The following is a 19,259-nucleotide window of genomic DNA, read 5'->3' on the forward strand; positions in this document are numbered from 1 at the left end:
GATTCAACTAGCGCCAATACGAGCCGACAAACTGGCACTATCAACACATGCACCTGTAGGAGCGAGCCTGCTCGCGATGAACGTAAACGATAACGCTGGAAACCTGATACTCCACTGCGCTCTCAAGACCATCGCGAGCAGGCTCGCTCCTACATAAACCACGAAGTCGGAGATAACGGATATGTCCCTACGCACCCTGCTCACCACCCTGTTGGTGAGCTGCAGTTTTTCGGTCATGGCGGCCACCGAAATCGTGCCCCTGAACTACCACACCAGTGCCGACATGCTACCGGTTGCGCAAGATTTCATCGGCAAGGAAGGCCAGGTCAGCGCCTACGGCAATCAGCTCATCGTCAATGCCGATCAGCGCAAGATCGACGAACTTAAAGCACTTTTATCCCAACTCGATACCGCCCCCAAACGCCTGCTGATCACCGTCGACACCAATGAAAACAACTTTCAGGGTGACCAGGGTTATACCGTGAATGGCGCCAAACCGAGCCAGACCCGGATCATCAACCGCAGCACCGACAGCCGTGACGGCGGCATCCAGCAAATCCAGGCCACCGACGGCATGCCGGCACTTATCCAGGTCGGCCAGAGCGTGCCAATCACCAGCAGCCAGAGTGATTCCTATGGCGGTTACAGCAGCCAGACCCAATACCGCAACGTGACCCAGGGGTTTTATGTGACCGCCAACGTTACCGGCGAGATCGTTCACTTGTCGATCAGTACCAACCGTGACCGCATGAGCCAGGAACGTCCCGATGTAGTGAACGTGCAAAGCACCGACACAACCGTCACTGGCAGACTGGGTGAATGGATCCTGCTGGCCGGGGTAAATGGCCAGACACAGGCCGACAAACAAGGCCTGGCCCGCAGTTACTCTACGCAAAGCCGCAACGACATGACGCTGCGGGTCAAAGTCGATGCCTTGGACCGAGTCACCGGAAACTGACCGGCAAGTCTTGTTAGACCAAAGATGTAGTGCTTGAAAAAAAGCACTACAAAATGTTTGACGAGCCAAAAAAGCGAAGGCATGATGGCCTCGCTCCCGCTAACCAGGGGCCCTGGCAAGGGCCTTCGAGGCGATGTTCGCACCTACCCCGCGAACCGCTTCGTGTCTGTACCGCCCACAAGGTGTGTTTGACGAGGTTGTCGACTGGAACGAAGTTGTCCCGAGGGACGGAAGCGTTTTTAGGTAACCCGGCACCACACTGATGTTCGTACCAAGGCCCACGACGCCCGAATGCGCCCGCAGTTCGCCTTTACCTGCTCACTTCCCCTCGAGCCCATCGTTCATCCCGTCGCCATCCCCGCCGAAACCGACTTGACCGCCTAAGCTTCTGGTCAGCGAGCGCAGGAATTTTCCACCGCAGAACAACTTTTCATAAAGACGCGACGAGGTTTATCTCCCATGGCACTGACACGCGAACAGCAAATTGCAGCCCTCGAAAAAGACTGGGCTGAAAACCCGCGCTGGAAAGGCGTGACACGCACTTACTCCGCTGCTGACGTCGTCCGCCTGCGTGGCTCGGTTCAACCTGAGCACACCTTTGCAAAAATGGGCGCCGAGAAGCTGTGGAACCTGGTTACCCAGGGTGCCAAGCCTGCCTTCCGTCCTGAGAAAGATTTCGTCAACTGCATGGGCGCCCTGACCGGCGGCCAGGCAGTCCAACAAGTCAAAGCCGGCATCCAGGCCATCTACCTGTCGGGCTGGCAAGTGGCTGCGGACAACAACTCCGCCGAATCGATGTACCCGGACCAGTCGCTGTACCCGGTTGACTCGGTTCCAACCGTGGTCAAGCGCATCAACAACTCGTTCCGTCGCGCCGACCAGATCCAGTGGAAAGCCGGTAAAAACCCGGGCGACGCTGGCTACATCGACTACTTCGCGCCAATCGTTGCTGACGCTGAAGCCGGTTTCGGCGGCGTACTGAACGCCTACGAGCTGATGAAGAGCATGATCGAAGCGGGCGCCGCCGGCGTTCACTTCGAAGACCAACTGGCTTCCGTGAAGAAATGCGGCCACATGGGCGGCAAGGTACTGGTTCCTACCCAGGAAGCCGTACAGAAGCTGACCGCTGCCCGTCTGGCGGCCGACGTTGCCGGTACTCCGACCATCATCCTGGCCCGTACCGACGCCAACGCGGCTGACCTGCTGACTTCCGACTGCGACCCGTACGACCAGCCATTCGTGACTGGCGAACGTACCCAGGAAGGCTTCTACAAAGTGCGCGCCGGTCTGGACCAGGCCATCGCTCGCGGCCTGGCCTACGCACCGTACGCCGACCTGATCTGGTGCGAAACCGCCAAGCCGGATCTGGAAGAAGCCCGTCGCTTTGCCGAAGCGATCAAGAAGGAATACCCGGACCAACTGCTGTCGTACAACTGCTCGCCTTCCTTCAACTGGAAGAAAAACCTGGACGACGCGACCATCGCCAAGTTCCAGCGCGAACTGTCCGCCATGGGCTACAAGCACCAGTTCATCACCCTGGCCGGCATTCACAACATGTGGCACAGCATGTTCAACCTGGCGCACGACTACGCCCGCAACGACATGACTGCCTACGTGAAGCTGCAAGAGCAGGAATTCGCTGACGCCGCCAAAGGCTACACCTTCGTGGCTCACCAGCAGGAAGTGGGCACCGGCTACTTCGACGACATGACCACCGTGATCCAGGGCGGCTCGTCTTCGGTAACCGCACTGACCGGTTCGACTGAAGAAGAACAGTTCCACTGATCTGCTTCGCCTGAGACAACGGCCGTTGCGGAACGAATAGAAAGCTAACCGCAACGCTGCACATCTGACGCCCCGACTGGTTCGGGGCGTTTTTTTGCGTGGGATTTAATAAACACCACTGAACCCTGTGGGAGCCGGGCTCGCCCGCGATGGCGGTACACCTGTCAGCAAATTCGGCGTCTGACACGCCGCCATCGCGGGCAAGCCCGGCTTCCACAGGGAATGAGTCAAGCCGAAAATCGCGTGCAAAAACATTGATCCAAAGCGGCATGGCGATCAGAAAAACCAGGTAAAACGGCACCGCACGCTACTTGCAGCAACCCCCATATAAGACAACTTCCCAACTCACTAGCGAGTAAACAGATTAAAACCCCACCCAAACAATATTGATTATCATTTAGCCACAACTATGTTCGTTACATTCCCTACAAAACATATTTCCCAAAATGCCGGCTAATGCCCGCAACGCAAGGCCTGCGGCGCTTTTGGCCTGCGCTATGTCCTTATTCCTATAAATAATTTCGCTATAGGAATTTTACTTGCCGGGTGTTTAGCCATAAAATCAGCGGGATTGATTGCTGCGACATATCGTCACTGCTTTGTTTCTTTTCAAGCTCAGAGACCTTTGCTCTCTGTTAAGGATTACCAGCATGCCCGAAGCGACAGGACTCATGGCCCACAACTGGGGCTTTGCCATTTTCCTTCTGGGCGTTGTCGGCCTCTGTGCCTTCATGCTCGGCGTCTCCAGCCTCCTCGGGTCAAAAGCCTGGGGCCGCAGCAAAAACGAACCGTTCGAGTCCGGCATGCTACCTACAGGTGGCGCCCGCTTGCGGCTCTCGGCAAAATTCTATCTGGTCGCGATGCTGTTCGTGATCTTCGATATCGAAGCCCTCTTTCTCTTTGCATGGTCTGTGTCCGTCCGCGAAAGCGGCTGGACCGGATTCGTCGAAGCTCTCGTTTTCATAGCAATTCTGTTGGCAGGCCTTGTCTACCTATTCCGAGTGGGCGCCCTTGACTGGGCTCCGGAAGCTCGTCGTAAGCGACAAGCGAAGCTGAAACAATGAGGCTTTGGCAATGCAATACAATCTCACCAGGATCGACCCCGATGCTCCTAACGAGCAGTATCCGATTGGCGAACGGGAAACCGTTTCCGATCCGTTAGAAGATCAAGTCCACAAAAACATTTTCATGGGCAAGCTCGAAGACGTGCTTAACGGCACGATCAACTGGGGGCGCAAGAACTCCCTGTGGCCGTATAACTTCGGTCTTTCGTGCTGCTACGTGGAAATGACCACCGCCTTCACGGCGCCCCACGACATCGCGCGCTTTGGCGCCGAGGTTATCCGGGCATCGCCGCGTCAGGCGGATTTCATGGTTATCGCCGGTACCTGCTTCATCAAGATGGCGCCGATCATCCAGCGTCTCTACGAGCAAATGCTCGAGCCTAAATGGGTCATTTCCATGGGTTCGTGCGCCAACTCCGGTGGCATGTACGACATCTACTCCGTCGTTCAAGGGGTGGACAAGTTCCTGCCCGTGGACGTCTACGTGCCTGGCTGCCCGCCCCGCCCTGAAGCTTTCCTGCAAGGCTTGATGCTGTTGCAGGAGTCGATTGGCCAGGAGCGTCGCCCACTTTCCTGGGTCGTTGGCGATCAAGGCGTGTATCGCGCCGAGATGCCTTCCGAAAAGGAAAAGCGCCGCGAACAGCGTATTCAGGTAACCAACCTGCGCAGCCCCGACGAAGTCTGATCCAGTTCAGCTGTTTCAAAGAAACGAAAAACTGGCTTCATTCTTTACGTTGACCGAAAGCGATAAATAACCATGACTACAGGCAGTGCTCTGTACATCCCGCCTTATAAGGCAGACGACCAGGATGTGGTCGTCGAACTGAACAACCGTTTTGGCCCCGAGGCGTTCACCGCCCAGCCTACCCGCACCGGCATGCCGGTGCTTTGGGTTGCCCGCGCCAAACTCGTCGAAGTCCTGACGTTCCTGCGCAACCTGCCCAAGCCGTACGTCATGCTCTATGACCTGCACGGCGTGGACGAGCGTCTGCGTACCAAGCGTCAAGGACTGCCGAACGGCGTCGACTTCTCCGTGTTCTATCACCTGATGTCGATCGAACGTAATAGTGACGTCATGATCAAGGTCGCCTTGTCCGAGAGCGACCTCAGCCTGCCAACCGTCACCAGCATCTGGCCGAATGCCAACTGGTACGAGCGCGAAGTCTGGGACATGTACGGCATCGACTTCAAAGGTCACCCGCACCTGTCGCGCATCATGATGCCGCCGACCTGGGAAGGTCACCCGCTGCGCAAGGACTTCCCGGCCCGTGCCACCGAGTTCGATCCGTTCAGCCTGACCCTGGCCAAGCAACAGCTCGAGGAAGAAGCCGCGCGCTTCAAGCCTGAAGACTGGGGCATGAAACGTTCCGGTCCGAACGAGGACTACATGTTCCTCAATCTCGGCCCGAACCACCCTTCGGCGCACGGTGCGTTCCGCATCATCCTGCAGCTGGACGGCGAAGAAATCGTCGACTGCGTACCGGACATCGGCTACCACCACCGTGGTGCCGAGAAGATGGCCGAGCGTCAGTCCTGGCACAGCTTCATTCCGTACACCGACCGTATCGACTACCTCGGCGGCGTGATGAACAACCTGCCGTACGTGCTCTCGGTCGAGAAGCTGGCGGGCATCAAGGTGCCTGAGAAGGTCGACGTCATCCGCATCATGATGGCCGAGTTCTTCCGGATCACCAGCCACCTGCTGTTCCTGGGTACCTACATCCAGGACGTCGGCGCCATGACCCCGGTGTTCTTCACCTTCACCGACCGTCAGCGTGCGTACACGGTGATCGAAGCCATCACCGGTTTCCGCCTGCACCCGGCCTGGTACCGCATCGGTGGCGTCGCCCACGACCTGCCGCGCGGCTGGGAAAAACTGGTCAAGGATTTCGTCGAGTGGATGCCAAAGCGTCTGGACGAATACCAGAAAGCCGCATTGGACAACAGCATCCTGCGTGGCCGGACCATCGGCGTCGCCGACTACAACACCAAGCAAGCCCTGGAATGGGGTGTCACCGGTGCCGGCCTGCGTTCGACCGGTTGCGATTTCGACCTGCGCAAGGCGCGTCCGTACTCTGGCTACGAGAACTTCGAGTTCGAAGTACCGCTGGCGGCCAATGGCGATGCCTACGATCGCTGCATCGTGCGCGTGGAAGAAATGCGCCAGAGCATCAAGATCATCGACCAGTGCCTGCGCAACATGCCGGAAGGCCCGTACAAGGCGGATCACCCGCTGACCACGCCGCCGCCGAAAGAGCGCACGCTGCAACACATCGAAACCCTGATCACGCACTTCCTGCAAGTTTCGTGGGGCCCGGTCATGCCGGCCAACGAATCCTTCCAGATGATCGAAGCGACCAAGGGTATCAACAGTTATTACCTGACGAGCGATGGCGGCACCATGAGCTACCGCACCCGGATCCGTACCCCAAGCTTCCCGCACCTGCAGCAGATCCCTTCGGTGATCAAAGGCAGCATGGTCGCGGACTTGATCGCGTACCTGGGTAGTATCGATTTCGTTATGGCCGACGTGGACCGCTAAGCATGAACAGCACGCTTATCCAGACAGACCGTTTCGCCCTGAGCGAAACCGAGCGCTCGGCCATCGAGCACGAGCTGCATCACTACGAAGACCCGCGCGCGGCGTCCATCGAAGCCCTGAAGATCGTCCAGAAGGAACGTGGCTGGGTGCCGGACGGCGCCCTGTACGCCATCGGCGAAATCCTCGGCATCCCGGCCAGCGACGTTGAAGGCGTGGCGACGTTCTACAGCCAGATCTTCCGTCAACCGGTCGGTCGCCACATCATTCGCGTCTGCGACAGCATGGTCTGCTACATCGGTGGCCACGAGTCCGTGGTCAGCGAAATCCAGAGCAAGCTGGGCATCGGCCTGGGTCAGACCACCGCCGACGGTCGTTTCACCCTGCTGCCGGTCTGCTGCCTCGGCAACTGCGACAAGGCGCCGGCGTTGATGATCGACGACGACACTTTCGGTGATGTGCAGCCAGCAGGCGTTGCCAAATTGCTCGAGGGCTACGTATGACCCTGACTTCTTTCGGTCCAGCCAACCGCATCAAGCGTTCGGCCGAGACTCACCCGCTCACCTGGCGTCTGCGTGACGACGGCGAAGCCGTATGGCTCGACGAGTACCAGGCCAAGAACGGTTACGCCGCTGCGCGCAAAGCCTTCGCCGACATGGCTCAGGACGACATCGTCCAGACCGTGAAAGACTCCGGCCTTAAAGGTCGCGGCGGTGCAGGCTTCCCCACTGGCGTGAAGTGGGGCCTGATGCCCAAAGACGAATCCATCAACATCCGCTACCTGCTGTGCAACGCGGACGAGATGGAACCGAACACCTGGAAAGACCGCATGCTGATGGAGCAACTGCCCCATCTGCTGATCGAAGGCATGTTGATCAGTGCCCGCGCACTGAAAACCTACCGTGGCTACATCTTCCTGCGTGGCGAATACACCACCGCTGCCAAGCACCTGAACCGTGCCGTGGAAGAAGCCAAGGCAGCCGGCCTGCTGGGCAAGAACATCCTGGGCAGCGGCTTCGATTTCGAGCTGTTCGTCCACACCGGCGCCGGGCGTTACATCTGCGGTGAAGAAACCGCACTGATCAACTCCCTGGAAGGCCGCCGCGCCAACCCGCGCTCCAAGCCGCCCTTCCCTGCCGCCGTCGGCGTGTGGGGCAAGCCGACCTGCGTGAACAACGTCGAAACCCTGTGCAACGTCCCGGCGATCATTGCCGACGGCGTAGACTGGTACAAATCGTTGGCCCGTGAAGGCAGTGAAGACATGGGCACCAAGCTCATGGGCTTCTCCGGCAAGGTCAAGAACCCGGGCCTGTGGGAGCTGCCATTCGGCGTCACCGGTCGCGAGCTGTTCGAAGACTACGCCGGTGGCATGCGCGACGGTTACCAGCTCAAGGCCTGGCAACCTGGCGGTGCCGGTACCGGTTTCCTGTTGCCGGAACACCTGGATGCACAAATGTATGCCGGCGGCATCGCCAAAGTGGGCACCCGTATGGGTACCGGCCTGGCCATGGCGGTGGATGACAGCGTCAACATGGTGTCCCTGCTGCGCAACATGGAAGAGTTCTTCGCCCGTGAGTCGTGCGGTTTCTGCACCCCGTGCCGTGACGGTCTGCCGTGGAGCGTCAAGCTGCTGCGTGCGATCGAGAACGGTCAAGGGCAGGCCGGCGACATCGAGACCCTGTTGGGTCTGGTCGGTTTCCTCGGCCCAGGCAAGACCTTCTGTGCTCACGCACCGGGTGCCGTGGAGCCGTTGGGCAGCGCCATCAAATACTTCCGCCATGAGTTCGAAGCCGGCATCGCGCCCACCAGCGCCGCCGTCCCGCCTCTGGCCAGGCCGATCGTAGTCGGCGCGTAAACGCTTAAAAAAGGCGAAGGGTCCGTGCCCTTCGCTTTTCGCGCGATGACGCCTTCACCGGCTGTTTTGATTCGCGCGGATAACAAGATTCCATTAGCCACGCCCGCTGACACCGGGCCAACGAAGAACTTTGAACCATGGCCACTATCCACGTAGACGGCAAAGAGCTCGAAGTCGATGGGGCAGACAACCTGTTACAGGCATGTCTGTCGCTAGGCCTCGATATCCCTTATTTCTGCTGGCACCCAGCCCTGGGCAGCGTTGGCGCTTGCCGCCAGTGCGCGGTCAAGCAGTACACCGACGAGAACGACAAGCGTGGTCGGATCGTCATGTCCTGCATGACCCCCGCCACCGACGGCAGCTGGATCTCCATCGACGACGAAGAAGCGAAAGTATTTCGCGCCAGCGTCGTTGAATGGCTGATGACCAACCACCCTCACGACTGCCCGGTCTGTGAAGAAGGCGGTCACTGCCACCTGCAAGACATGACGGTCATGACCGGCCACAACGAGCGCCGTTACCGCTTCACCAAGCGTACCCACCAGAATCAGCAACTGGGCCCGTTCATTTCCCACGAAATGAACCGCTGCATCGCTTGCTACCGCTGCGTGCGCTTCTATAAGGACTACGCCGGCGGCACCGACCTCGGCGTGTTCGGCGCCCACGACAACGTGTACTTCGGTCGCGTTGAAGACGGCACCCTGGAAAGCGAATTCTCCGGCAACCTCACCGAGGTCTGCCCGACCGGTGTGTTCACCGACAAGACGCACTCCGAGCGCTACAACCGCAAGTGGGACATGCAGTTCTCGCCGAGCATCTGCCATGGCTGCTCCAGCGGTTGCAACATCTCCCCGGGCGAGCGCTACGGCGAACTGCGTCGCATCGAAAACCGTTACAACGGTTCGGTCAACCAGTACTTCCTGTGCGACCGTGGCCGTTTCGGCTATGGCTACGTCAACCGCAAGGACCGCCCACGTCAGCCGCTGCTGGCCAACGGCGCCAAGCTGACCCTCGACGAAGCACTGGATAAAGCCGCCGACCTGCTGCGCGGTCGCAATATCGTCGGTATCGGTTCGCCACGCGCCAGCCTCGAAAGCAACTACGCGTTACGCGAACTGGTGGGTGCCGAGCACTTCTACTCCGGTATCGAGGCTTCCGAGCTGGAACGCATCCGCCTGGTGCTGCAGGTACTTAAAGACAGCCCGCTGCCTGTACCGAACATGCGCGACATCGAAGACCACGACGCCGTGTTCGTCCTCGGTGAAGACCTGACCCAGACCGCTGCCCGTATGGCCCTGGGCCTGCGTCAGTTGGTCAAAGGTAAAGCTGAAGACATGGCTGATGCCATGCGCGTCCAGCCTTGGCTCGACGCCGCGGTGAAGAACATCGGTCAGCACGCGCTGAACCCGCTGTTCATCGCCAGCCTGGCTGAAACCAAACTCGACGACATCGCCGAAGAATGCGTTCACGCCGCTCCAGACGACCTGGCCCGCATCGGTTTCGCCGTGGCTCACGCCCTCGACGCCAGCGCCCCGGCCGTTGAAGGCCTGGACGCCGAAGCCCTCGAACTGGCCAAGCGCATTGCCGACGCCCTGCTCGCCGCCAAGCGCCCATTGATCATCGCCGGTACTTCCCTGGGCTCCAAAGCCCTGATCGAAGCCGCTGCGAACATCGCCAAGGCCCTGAAGCTGCGCGAGAAGAACGGTTCCATCAGCCTGATCGTGCCGGAGGCCAACAGCCTCGGCCTGGCCATGCTCGGTGGCGAGTCGGTCGACGCTGCGCTGCAAGCGGTGATCGACGGTAAGGCCGACGCCATCGTCGTGCTGGAAAACGATCTGTACACCCGTACCGACAAGGCCAAGGTTGATGCTGCCCTGACCGCCGCGAAAGTGGTGATCGTTGCCGACCATCAGAAGACCGCCACCAGCGATCGCGCGCATCTGGTACTGCCAGCCGCCAGCTTCGCCGAAGGCGACGGCACCCTGGTTAGCCAGGAAGGCCGCGCCCAGCGTTTCTTCCAGGTGTTCGACCCGCAATACATGGACGCCAGCATCCTGGTTCACGAAGGCTGGCGCTGGCTGCACGCCCTGCGCGCCACCCTGCTGAACAAGCCGATCGACTGGACGCAACTGGACCATGCCACCGCTGCCGTTGCGTCGAGCACCGAGCAACTGGCCGGTATCGTCAACGCTGCACCGTCCGCCGCGTTCCGCATCAAGGGCCTGAAACTGGCCCGTGAACCGCTGCGTTACTCCGGTCGTACCGCCATGCGCGCCGACATCAGCGTGCACGAACCGCGTACCCCGCAGGACAAGGACACCGCGTTCGCCTTCTCGATGGAAGGTTACTCGGGTTCGGCCGAACCGCGTCAGCAAGTGCCATTCGCCTGGTCTCCGGGCTGGAACTCGCCGCAAGCCTGGAACAAGTTCCAGGACGAAGTCGGCGGTCACATCCGTGCTGGCGACCCGGGCACCCGCCTGATCGAAAGCACCGGTGACTCGCTGAACTGGTTCGCCAGCGTTCCGCGTGCGTTCAACCCGGCTCCGGGCACCTGGCAGGTTGTGCCGTTCTTCCACCTGTTCGGCAGCGAAGAAAACTCTTCGAAAGCCGCTCCGGTTCAGGAACGCATCCCGGCCGCCTACGTCGCCCTGGCCAAATCCGAAGCCGATCGCCTGGGTGTCAACGACGGCGCCATGCTCAGCTTGAACGTGGCCGGCCAGACCCTGCGTCTGCCGCTGCGTATCAATGAAGAGCTGGGCGCTGGCCTGGTGGCATTGCCTGCGGGCATCGCCGGCATTCCGCCAGCCATCTTTGGCAAATCCGTTGACGGTCTGCAGGAGGCAGCTCAATGACCTTGTTCACTCCTGAAGTGATCGACATCATCATCGCGGTCCTCAAGGCCGTGGTGATTCTGCTGGCCGTGGTGGTCTGCGGCGCCCTGCTCAGCTGGGTCGAGCGTCGTTTGCTCGCCCTCTGGCAGGACCGTTACGGTCCGAACCGCGTCGGTCCGTTCGGCGCGTTCCAGATCGCCGCCGACATGATCAAGATGTTCTTCAAGGAAGACTGGACGCCTCCATTCGCCGACAAGATGATCTTCACCCTGGCACCGGTAGTCGCCATGAGCGCCCTGCTGATTGCCTTCGCGATCATCCCGATCACCCCGACCTGGGGCGTGGCGGACCTGAACATCGGTATCCTGTTCTTCTTCGCCATGGCCGGTCTGTCGGTCTACGCGGTGCTGTTCGCCGGCTGGTCGAGTAACAACAAGTTTGCCCTCCTGGGTAGCTTGCGTGCTTCGGCTCAGACTGTGTCGTACGAAGTGTTCATGGGCCTGTCGCTGATGGGCATCGTGATCCAGGTCGGCTCGTTCAACATGCGCGACATCGTCGACTACCAGGCCCAGCACCTGTGGTTCATCATTCCGCAGATCTTCGGTTTCCTGACCTTCTTCATCGCTGGCGTGGCCGTGACTCACCGTCACCCGTTCGACCAGCCGGAAGCGGAACAGGAACTGGCCGACGGTTACCACATTGAATACGCCGGCATGAAATGGGGCATGTTCTTCGTCGGCGAGTATATCGGCATCGTGTTGATTTCGGCGCTGCTGGTGACCTTGTTCTTCGGTGGCTGGCACGGTCCGTTCGGCATTCTGCCGCAGATCCCGTTCATCTGGTTCGCACTGAAAACCGGGTTCTTCATCATGATGTTCATCCTGTTGCGCGCTTCGATCCCGCGCCCACGGTATGACCAAGTGATGGATTTCAGCTGGAAGTTCTGCTTGCCGCTGACCCTCGTCAACATGCTGGTGACCGCTGCGATCGTGTTGCTCAACACGTCCGCCGTCGCGGCTCAGTGAGGATAGAGAATCATGAAGTACATATTTGACATCGTGCATGGCCTCTACACCCAGCTTCGCAGCCTGGTGATGATTTTCGGCCACGCCTTCCGCAAGCGCGACACGCTGCAGTACCCGGAAGAACCGGTCTACCTGCCGCCGCGCTACCGTGGCCGTATCGTCCTGACCCGCGACCCCGACGGTGAAGAGCGCTGCGTAGCTTGCAACCTGTGCGCCGTGGCGTGCCCGGTGGGTTGCATCTCGCTGCAGAAAGCTGAAACCGAAGACGGTCGCTGGTACCCGGACTTCTTCCGCATCAACTTCTCGCGCTGCATCTTCTGCGGCCTCTGCGAGGAAGCCTGCCCGACCACCGCGATCCAGCTGACACCGGATTTCGAGATGGCCGAGTTCAAACGTCAGGACCTGGTTTACGAGAAAGAAGATCTGCTGATCTCCGGCCCCGGCAAAAACCCTGATTACAACTTCTATCGTGTTGCAGGTATGGCGATTGCCGGTAAGCCGAAGGGCTCCGCGCAGAATGAAGCCGAACCGATCAACGTGAAGAGCTTGCTGCCTTAAGGAAGAAAGATGGAATTCGCTTTCTATTTCGCATCGGGTATCGCTGTGGTGTCCACGCTTCGCGTGATCACCAACACCAACCCCGTGCACGCCCTGCTCTACCTGATCATTTCGCTGATCGCCGTGGCGATGACGTTCTTCGCCCTCGGCGCGCCGTTCGCCGGTGTACTGGAAGTGATCGCCTACGCTGGCGCCATCATGGTGCTGTTCGTGTTCGTGGTGATGATGCTGAACCTGGGCCCCGCCTCGGTTCAGCAGGAGCGCGTCTGGCTCAAGCCCGGTATATGGGGCGGCCCGGTCGCCCTCGCCGCGCTGCTGCTGGTTGAACTGCTGTACGTGCTGTTCTCCCACCAGACCGGCCAGGCCGTCGGCCACACCACCGTAGACGCCAAGGCCGTGGGCATCAGCCTGTTCGGTCCGTACCTGCTGGTGGTCGAACTCGCCTCGATGCTGCTGCTCGCCGCAGCCGTCACGGCGTTCCACTTGGGCCGCAACGAAGCCAAGGAGCAATGACGATGCCTGCTATCCCCATGGAGCATGGTCTGGCGGTCGCCGGCATCCTGTTCTGCCTCGGTCTGGTCGGCCTGATGGTCCGCCGCAACATTCTTTTCGTGCTGATGAGCCTGGAGGTCATGATGAATGCCTCCGCCCTGGCGTTCATCGTTGCCGGTAGCCGCTGGGCGCAGCCGGATGGACAGATCATGTTCGTCCTGGTGATCAGCCTGGCAGCCGCCGAGGCCAGTATTGGCCTGGCGATCCTGCTGCAACTGTATCGCCGCTTCCACACGCTCGATATCGACGCTGCCAGTGAGATGCGCGGATGAATCTTCTCTATCTGACTTTCGTATTCCCTCTCATTGGTTTCCTGCTGCTGTCGTTCTCCCGTGGACGGCTCTCGGAAAACCTGTCGGCGCTGATCGGCGTCGGTTCTGTCGGCTTGTCTGCCATCGTCGCGGCTTACGTGATCTGGCAATTCAACGTCGCGCCACCGGAAGGCGGCCACTACACCCAGGTGTTGTGGCAGTGGATGGCGGTGGAAGGCTTCAAGCCGAACTTCGCGCTGTACCTGGATGGTCTGTCCCTGACCATGCTCGGTGTGGTGGTCGGCGTGGGCTTCCTGATCCACCTGTTCGCGTCCTGGTACATGCGCGGTGAAGCCGGTTACTCGCGCTTCTTCGCCTACACCAACCTGTTTATCGCCAGCATGCTGTTCCTGGTGCTGGGCGATAACCTGTTGTTCCTGTACTTCGGCTGGGAAGGCGTGGGCCTGTGCTCGTACCTGTTAATCGGTTTCTACTACAGCAACCGCAACAACGGTAACGCCGCACTCAAAGCCTTCATCGTGACTCGTATCGGCGACGTGTTCATGGCCATCGGCCTGTTCATCCTGTTCGCCCAGTTGGGCACCCTGAACGTCCAGGAACTGCTGGTGCTAGCACCGCAGAAATTCCAGGCCGGTAACATCTGGATGGTCCTGGCCACCCTGATGCTGCTGGGCGGTGCGGTCGGTAAATCCGCGCAACTGCCGCTGCAGACCTGGCTGGCGGACGCGATGGCCGGCCCTACTCCGGTTTCGGCACTGATCCACGCTGCAACCATGGTGACCGCGGGTGTCTACCTGATCGCCCGTACCCACGGCCTGTTCACCCTGGCGCCGGAAATCCTGCACCTTGTGGGCATTGTCGGTGGCGTGACCCTGGTGCTGGCCGGTTTTGCCGCCCTGGTCCAGACCGACATCAAGCGTATCCTCGCCTACTCGACCATGAGCCAGATCGGCTACATGTTCCTGGCCCTGGGCGTCGGTGCCTGGGATGGCGCGATCTTCCACCTGATGACCCACGCCTTCTTCAAGGCGCTGCTGTTCCTTGCCTCCGGTGCGGTGATCGTTGCCTGCCACCACGAGCAGGACATCTTCAAGATGGGTGGCCTGTGGAAGAAATTGCCGCTGGCCTACGCCAGCTTCATCGTTGGCGGCGCGGCCCTGGCGGCCCTGCCACTGGTGACCGCAGGCTTCTACTCCAAGGACGAAATCCTCTGGGAAGCGTTCGCCAGCGGCAACCACGGTCTGCTCTACGCAGGTCTGGTCGGCGCGTTCATGACCTCGCTGTACACCTTCCGCCTGATCTTCATCGCGTTCCACGGTGAAGCGAAGACCGAAGCCCATGCCGGCCATGGCATTGCCCATTGGCTGCCACTGTCGGTGCTGATCGTGTTGTCCACCGCCATTGGCGCGATGATCGTTCCACCGTTGCACGGCGTACTGCCGGAAAGCGTCGGCCATGCCGGCGGCGAAGCCAAGCACAGCCTGGAAATCGCGTCGGGCGCCATCGCCCTGTCCGGTATCCTGCTGGCCGCGCTGCTGTTCCTCGGCAAGCGTCGCTTCGTGACCGCCATCGCCAACAGCGGCATCGGCCGTTTCCTGTCGGCCTGGTGGTTCGCTGCCTGGGGCTTCGACTGGATCTACGACAAACTGTTCGTCAAGCCTTACCTGGCGATCAGCCACATCCTGCGCAAAGACCCGCTCGACCAGACCATCGGTCTGATCCCGCGCATGGCCAAAGGCGGTCACACCGCCCTGAGCCGTACCGAGACCGGTCAACTGCGTTGGTATGCCGCCTCGATGGCTGCTGGTGCCGTGCTGGTAATCGGCGCCGTCGTGCTGGTAGCGGTCTGATATGAACCTTGCGAACTTGCGAAAGGAATTGAGCCCGTCATGATTCTGCCTTGGCTAATCCTGATCCCCTTTATCGGCGGCCTGCTGTGCTGGCTGGGTGAGCGCTTCGGCGCCACCCTCCCCCGCTGGATTGCGCTGATCACCATGTCCCTGCTGCTCGCCCTCGGCCTCTGGCTGTGGGCCCACGGCGACTATTCGTTTGCCCCGGCGCCTGGCGCCGATCCGACCTGGGCGCTTGAGTTCAAGCACGTCTGGATCCAGCGTTTCGGCATCAACGTGCACCTGGCCCTCGACGGTCTGTCGCTGTTGATGATCATGCTGACAGGCCTGCTGGGTGTCCTCTCGGTACTCTGCTCCTGGAAAGAGATCCAGCGTCACGTGGGCTTCTTCCACCTGAACCTGATGTGGATCCTGGGCGGTGTCGTCGGCGTATTCCTGGCCCTCGACCTGTTCATGTTCTTCTTCTTCTGGGAAATGATGCTGGTGCCGATGTACTTCCTCATCGCGCTCTGGGGTCACAGTTCTTCGGACGGCAAGAAAACCCGGATCTACGCGGCGACCAAGTTCTTCATCTTCACTCAGGCTTCCGGCCTGATCATGCTGGTGGCGATCCTGGGCCTGGTCCTGGTCAACTTCAACGACACCGGCGTGATTACCTTCAACTACGCCGATCTGTTGAAGACCAAGATGTCGATGACTACCGAGTACATCCTGATGCTCGGCTTCTTCATCGCCTTCGCGGTGAAGCTGCCAGTCGTCCCGTTCCACTCCTGGTTGCCTGACGCTCACGCCCAGGCGCCGACCGCAGGTTCCGTGGACCTCGCCGGTATCTTGCTGAAGACCGCTGCCTACGGCCTGCTGCGTTTCGCCCTGCCGCTGTTCCCGAACGCTTCGGCCGAGTTCGCGCCGTTCGCCATGACCCTGGGTCTGATCGGGATCTTCTACGGTGCGTTCCTGGCGTTCGCGCAAACCGACATCAAGCGTCTGATCGCCTTCTCGTCCGTTTCCCACATGGGCTTCGTACTGATCGGTATCTATTCCGGCAGCCAACTGGCGCTGCAGGGCGCGGTGATGCAGATGCTGGCGCACGGCCTGTCGGCCGCGGCACTCTTTATCCTGAGTGGCCAGTTGTACGAGCGCACCCACACCCGTGACATGCGCGAGATGGGCGGCCTGTGGTCGAAGATCGCTTACCTGCCGGCCCTGAGCCTGTTCTTTGCAGCCGCTTCCCTGGGCCTGCCGAGTACCGGCAACTTCGTCGGTGAGTTCCTGATCCTGATCGGCACCTTCCCGATTGCCCCGTGGGTCACCATCATCGCGACGTCCGGCCTGGTGTTCGGTTCGGTCTACTCGCTGATCATGATCCACCGTGCCTACTTCGGCCCGGCCAAGTCGGACGCGGTGCTGCATGGCATGGACGGTCGCGAAATGATCATGGTGGTCGGTCTGGCAGCGCTGCTGATCTACATCGGCGTCTACCCGCAGCCGTTCCTCGATACCTCTGCCGCGACAATGCATGGCGTGCAGCAGTGGCTCGGCACCGCCTTCACTCAACTCGCTTCGGCCCGGTAAGAGCGCTATGGAATTCACGACTCAACACTTTATCGCGCTAGCGCCGCTGTTGATTACCAGCGCCACGATCATCGTGGTGATGCTGGCGATCGCCTGGCGCCGCAACCACTCCCAGACCTTCCTGCTGTCGGTGGCGGGTCTTAACCTGGCTTTGCTGTCGATCCTGCCGGCCCTGAAAGTCGCGCCCCTGGCCGTGACCCCATTGCTGCAGATCGACACCTTCGCCTGCCTGTATATGGCGCTGATCCTGGTCGCCACCCTCGCCTGCGTCACCCTCGCCCACGCCTACCTCGGCGATGGCGGTTCGGGTTACCCGGGCAACCGTGAAGAACTGTACCTGCTGATCCTGATGGCCGCCGCCGGTGGCCTGGTGCTGGTCAGCGCGCAACACCTGGCCGGGTTGTTCGTCGGTCTGGAGCTGCTCTCGGTACCGGTCTACGGCCTGGTGGCTTATGCCTTCTTCAACAAGCGTTCGCTGGAAGCCGGTATCAAGTACATGGTGCTGTCGGCTGCCGGCTCCGCGTTCCTGTTGTTCGGTATGGCCCTGCTCTACGCTGACGCCGGCTCCCTGAGCTTCGTCGGTATCGGCCAGGCCCTGGCGGCCACCGGCATGCCGAGTTCGCTGGCGCAACTGGGCCTGGGCATGATGCTGATCGGCCTGGCGTTCAAGCTGTCGCTGGTTCCGTTCCACCTCTGGACCCCGGACGTTTACGAAGGTGCTCCGGCACCGGTTGCCGCGTTCCTGGCAACCGCTTCGAAAGTTGCCGTGTTCGCGGTGATGGTGCGTCTGTTCCAGATCTCGCCAGCGGCGAGCAGCGGTGTGCTGAGCAACGTGCTGACCATCATCGCCATCGCGTCGATCCTGTTCGGTAACCTGCTGGCCCTGACCCAGAGCAACCTCAAGCGCCTGCTGGGTTACTCGTCCATCGCCCACTTCGGCTACCTGCTGATCGCCCTGGTGGCGAGCAAGGGTCTGGCCGTGGAAGCCATCGGCGTGTACCTGGTCACCTACGTGATCACCAGCCTCGGCGCCTTCGGCGTGATCACCCTGATGTCCTCGCCGTACAACGGCCGTGACGCGGACGCCCTGTACGAATACCGCGGCCTGTTCTGGCGTCGTCCGTACCTGACCGCCGTACTGACCGTAATGATGCTGTCCCTGGCCGGTATCCCGCTGACCGCGGGCTTCATCGGCAAGTTCTACATCATCGCCACCGGTGTCGAGTCACACCAATGGTGGCTGGTCGGCTCCCTGGTCCTGGGCAGTGCCATCGGCGTGTTCTACTACCTGCGCGTCATGGTCACCCTGTACCTGATCGAACCAAACCTGCGTCGCCACGATGCGCAACTGCACTGGGAACAACGTGCAGGCGGCGTGATGCTGCTGGCCATCGCGGTCCTGGCGTTCTTCCTCGGTCTGTACCCACAACCGCTGCTGAACCTGGTTCAACAATCGGGTCTGGCGGGTTGATCGCTTAGCGACACTCGGTAGTAAATAGAAACGGCACCTTCGGGTGCCGTTTTTGTTTTTGTAGGATTTGTTACCGCTGCCCTGCCCTCCTTCTCTAATCCCCGAAAGCTCTCGCTGGATTGGTCGACTCGTCCTACAGGTGTTTTTACGACCGGGATCTACCGTTGAAAACGGGAACGAAAAGGTTGGCCTCGATGCCTTGACCGATTCGATTATACGGACAAAACTATACGTAGGTAGCGTACAGAACATGGATGCTCTATTTGTCGAGTTACGTATGTTTCAGAAACATCGAAACGATTACCTGGATGACGATCTGTTTCGCAGCTTTCAGTTGGAGTTGCTGAAGAACCCCGAAGCGGGCGATCTCATTGAGGGCACCGGCGGGCTGCGCAAAATTCGCTTCTGCGACCAACGACGAAGTAAAGGCAAGCGCAGTGGTTTACGGGTGATTTATTACTGGTGGTCAGGCTTCAATCAATTCTGGCTGTTCACCGTGTACGGCAAAGACGAGCAAGACGACCTGTCGCCCTCCCAGAAAAAGCTTTTCAGACAAACGCTGGATAGAGAAATCAAAACGAGATCCCACTATGAAACGTGACATTTTTGCGGAACTGATGGATGGCCTCGAATCCCTGGCCGATGAGCGCCAAGGCAAGATCACGCTGCGAACTCACAAGGTTCAGCTGCCAGAACTGATGCCCATCACTGCCGAGGAAGTGGTCGCCATCCGCCAACAGCTCAACCTCTCTCGGTCGGTGTTTGCGATGTATCTGCGCACCAATACCCGAACCCTGGAAAACTGGGAGCAGGGCCGGGCAACGCCCAATGCCCAAGCCACGACCCTTATCCGCTTGGTGGAGCGCTTTCCACAGACGATCGAACATCTCGCAGCCCTGACCTGACCTCAAAGGGTCTTGCACCCGG

17 protein-coding genes are annotated in these 19,259 nt (G+C 60.2%); all 17 read left to right on the forward strand.

Annotation, left to right across the window (positions count from 1 at the left end):
- Positions 1-181 precede the first annotated feature (181 nt).
- The 17 genes from GPL81_RS17865 to GPL81_RS17945 all read left to right on the forward strand — a co-directional run bounded on the left by GPL81_RS17865 (position 182) and on the right by GPL81_RS17945 (position 19,237).
- Positions 182-958, forward strand: a complete 777-nt coding sequence (locus GPL81_RS17865) for a secretin N-terminal domain-containing protein (protein WP_160107799.1) — start codon at positions 182-184, stop codon at positions 956-958.
- Between the two features lie 459 nt (positions 959-1,417).
- Positions 1,418-2,743 carry an isocitrate lyase gene (gene aceA, locus GPL81_RS17870; protein WP_111287949.1) on the forward strand — a complete coding sequence of 442 codons (1,326 nt, stop codon included), beginning with the start codon at positions 1,418-1,420 and terminating at the stop codon, positions 2,741-2,743.
- Positions 2,744-3,393: 650 nt separating this feature from the next.
- The gene (locus GPL81_RS17875) at positions 3,394-3,807 is read left to right on the forward strand and encodes an NADH-quinone oxidoreductase subunit A (protein ID WP_003223812.1); all 414 of its coding nucleotides are present in this window, start codon (positions 3,394-3,396) and stop codon (positions 3,805-3,807) included.
- Between the two features lie 10 nt (positions 3,808-3,817).
- Positions 3,818-4,492 (forward strand): NuoB/complex I 20 kDa subunit family protein, encoded by a 675-nt coding sequence (locus GPL81_RS17880; protein WP_047527662.1) that lies wholly within the window; start codon positions 3,818-3,820, stop codon positions 4,490-4,492.
- A gap of 72 nt (positions 4,493-4,564) precedes the next feature.
- A complete protein-coding gene (gene nuoC / locus GPL81_RS17885; protein WP_096510122.1) occupies positions 4,565-6,349 on the forward strand; it encodes an NADH-quinone oxidoreductase subunit C/D in 1,785 nt (594 codons plus the stop codon).
- A gap of 2 nt (positions 6,350-6,351) precedes the next feature.
- Positions 6,352-6,849: an NADH-quinone oxidoreductase subunit NuoE gene (gene nuoE / locus GPL81_RS17890; protein ID WP_007970445.1), complete on the forward strand. Its 498-nt coding sequence runs from the start codon at positions 6,352-6,354 to the stop codon at positions 6,847-6,849.
- Positions 6,846-8,201 (forward strand): NADH-quinone oxidoreductase subunit NuoF, encoded by a 1,356-nt coding sequence (gene nuoF / locus GPL81_RS17895; RefSeq protein WP_096510120.1) that lies wholly within the window; start codon positions 6,846-6,848, stop codon positions 8,199-8,201. The genes nuoE and nuoF overlap by 4 nt, the downstream gene beginning before the upstream one ends.
- Before the next feature lie 137 nt (positions 8,202-8,338).
- Positions 8,339-11,053, forward strand: coding sequence for an NADH-quinone oxidoreductase subunit NuoG (nuoG, locus tag GPL81_RS17900; protein ID WP_160107800.1), 2,715 nt, complete (start codon positions 8,339-8,341; stop codon positions 11,051-11,053).
- Positions 11,050-12,057, forward strand: a complete 1,008-nt coding sequence (gene nuoH, locus GPL81_RS17905) for an NADH-quinone oxidoreductase subunit NuoH (protein ID WP_096510118.1) — start codon at positions 11,050-11,052, stop codon at positions 12,055-12,057. Before nuoG ends, nuoH begins: the two co-directional genes overlap by 4 nt.
- Positions 12,058-12,069: 12 nt before the next feature.
- The gene (gene nuoI, locus GPL81_RS17910; RefSeq protein ID WP_178132024.1) at positions 12,070-12,615 is read left to right on the forward strand and encodes an NADH-quinone oxidoreductase subunit NuoI; all 546 of its coding nucleotides are present in this window, start codon (positions 12,070-12,072) and stop codon (positions 12,613-12,615) included.
- A 9-nt stretch (positions 12,616-12,624) separates the two neighbouring features.
- Entirely contained in the window at positions 12,625-13,128 is a 504-nt protein-coding gene (gene nuoJ / locus GPL81_RS17915) for an NADH-quinone oxidoreductase subunit J (RefSeq protein WP_096510117.1), read from the forward strand.
- Between the two features lie 2 nt (positions 13,129-13,130).
- Positions 13,131-13,439, forward strand: a complete 309-nt coding sequence (gene nuoK / locus GPL81_RS17920) for an NADH-quinone oxidoreductase subunit NuoK (protein WP_085725958.1) — start codon at positions 13,131-13,133, stop codon at positions 13,437-13,439.
- Positions 13,436-15,289 (forward strand): NADH-quinone oxidoreductase subunit L, encoded by a 1,854-nt coding sequence (gene nuoL / locus GPL81_RS17925; RefSeq protein WP_096510116.1) that lies wholly within the window; start codon positions 13,436-13,438, stop codon positions 15,287-15,289. Before nuoK ends, nuoL begins: the two co-directional genes overlap by 4 nt.
- 39 nt (positions 15,290-15,328) lie before the next feature.
- Positions 15,329-16,861 (forward strand): NADH-quinone oxidoreductase subunit M, encoded by a 1,533-nt coding sequence (gene nuoM / locus GPL81_RS17930; protein WP_096510115.1) that lies wholly within the window; start codon positions 15,329-15,331, stop codon positions 16,859-16,861.
- Positions 16,862-16,868: 7 nt separating this feature from the next.
- On the forward strand, positions 16,869-18,332 hold the full coding sequence (gene nuoN / locus GPL81_RS17935; protein WP_096510114.1) for an NADH-quinone oxidoreductase subunit NuoN: 1,464 nt from the start codon (positions 16,869-16,871) through the stop codon (positions 18,330-18,332).
- 250 nt (positions 18,333-18,582) lie between these two features.
- Positions 18,583-18,933, forward strand: coding sequence for a toxin (locus GPL81_RS17940; RefSeq protein ID WP_160107801.1), 351 nt, complete (start codon positions 18,583-18,585; stop codon positions 18,931-18,933).
- A complete protein-coding gene (locus GPL81_RS17945) occupies positions 18,923-19,237 on the forward strand; it encodes a helix-turn-helix domain-containing protein (RefSeq protein WP_160107802.1) in 315 nt (104 codons plus the stop codon). The genes GPL81_RS17940 and GPL81_RS17945 overlap by 11 nt, the downstream gene beginning before the upstream one ends.
- Positions 19,238-19,259 lie beyond the last annotated feature (22 nt).

Origin of the sequence: Pseudomonas izuensis (assembly GCF_009861505.1) — a bacterium.
GTDB classification, from domain to species: Bacteria; Pseudomonadota; Gammaproteobacteria; order Pseudomonadales; family Pseudomonadaceae; genus Aquipseudomonas; species Aquipseudomonas izuensis.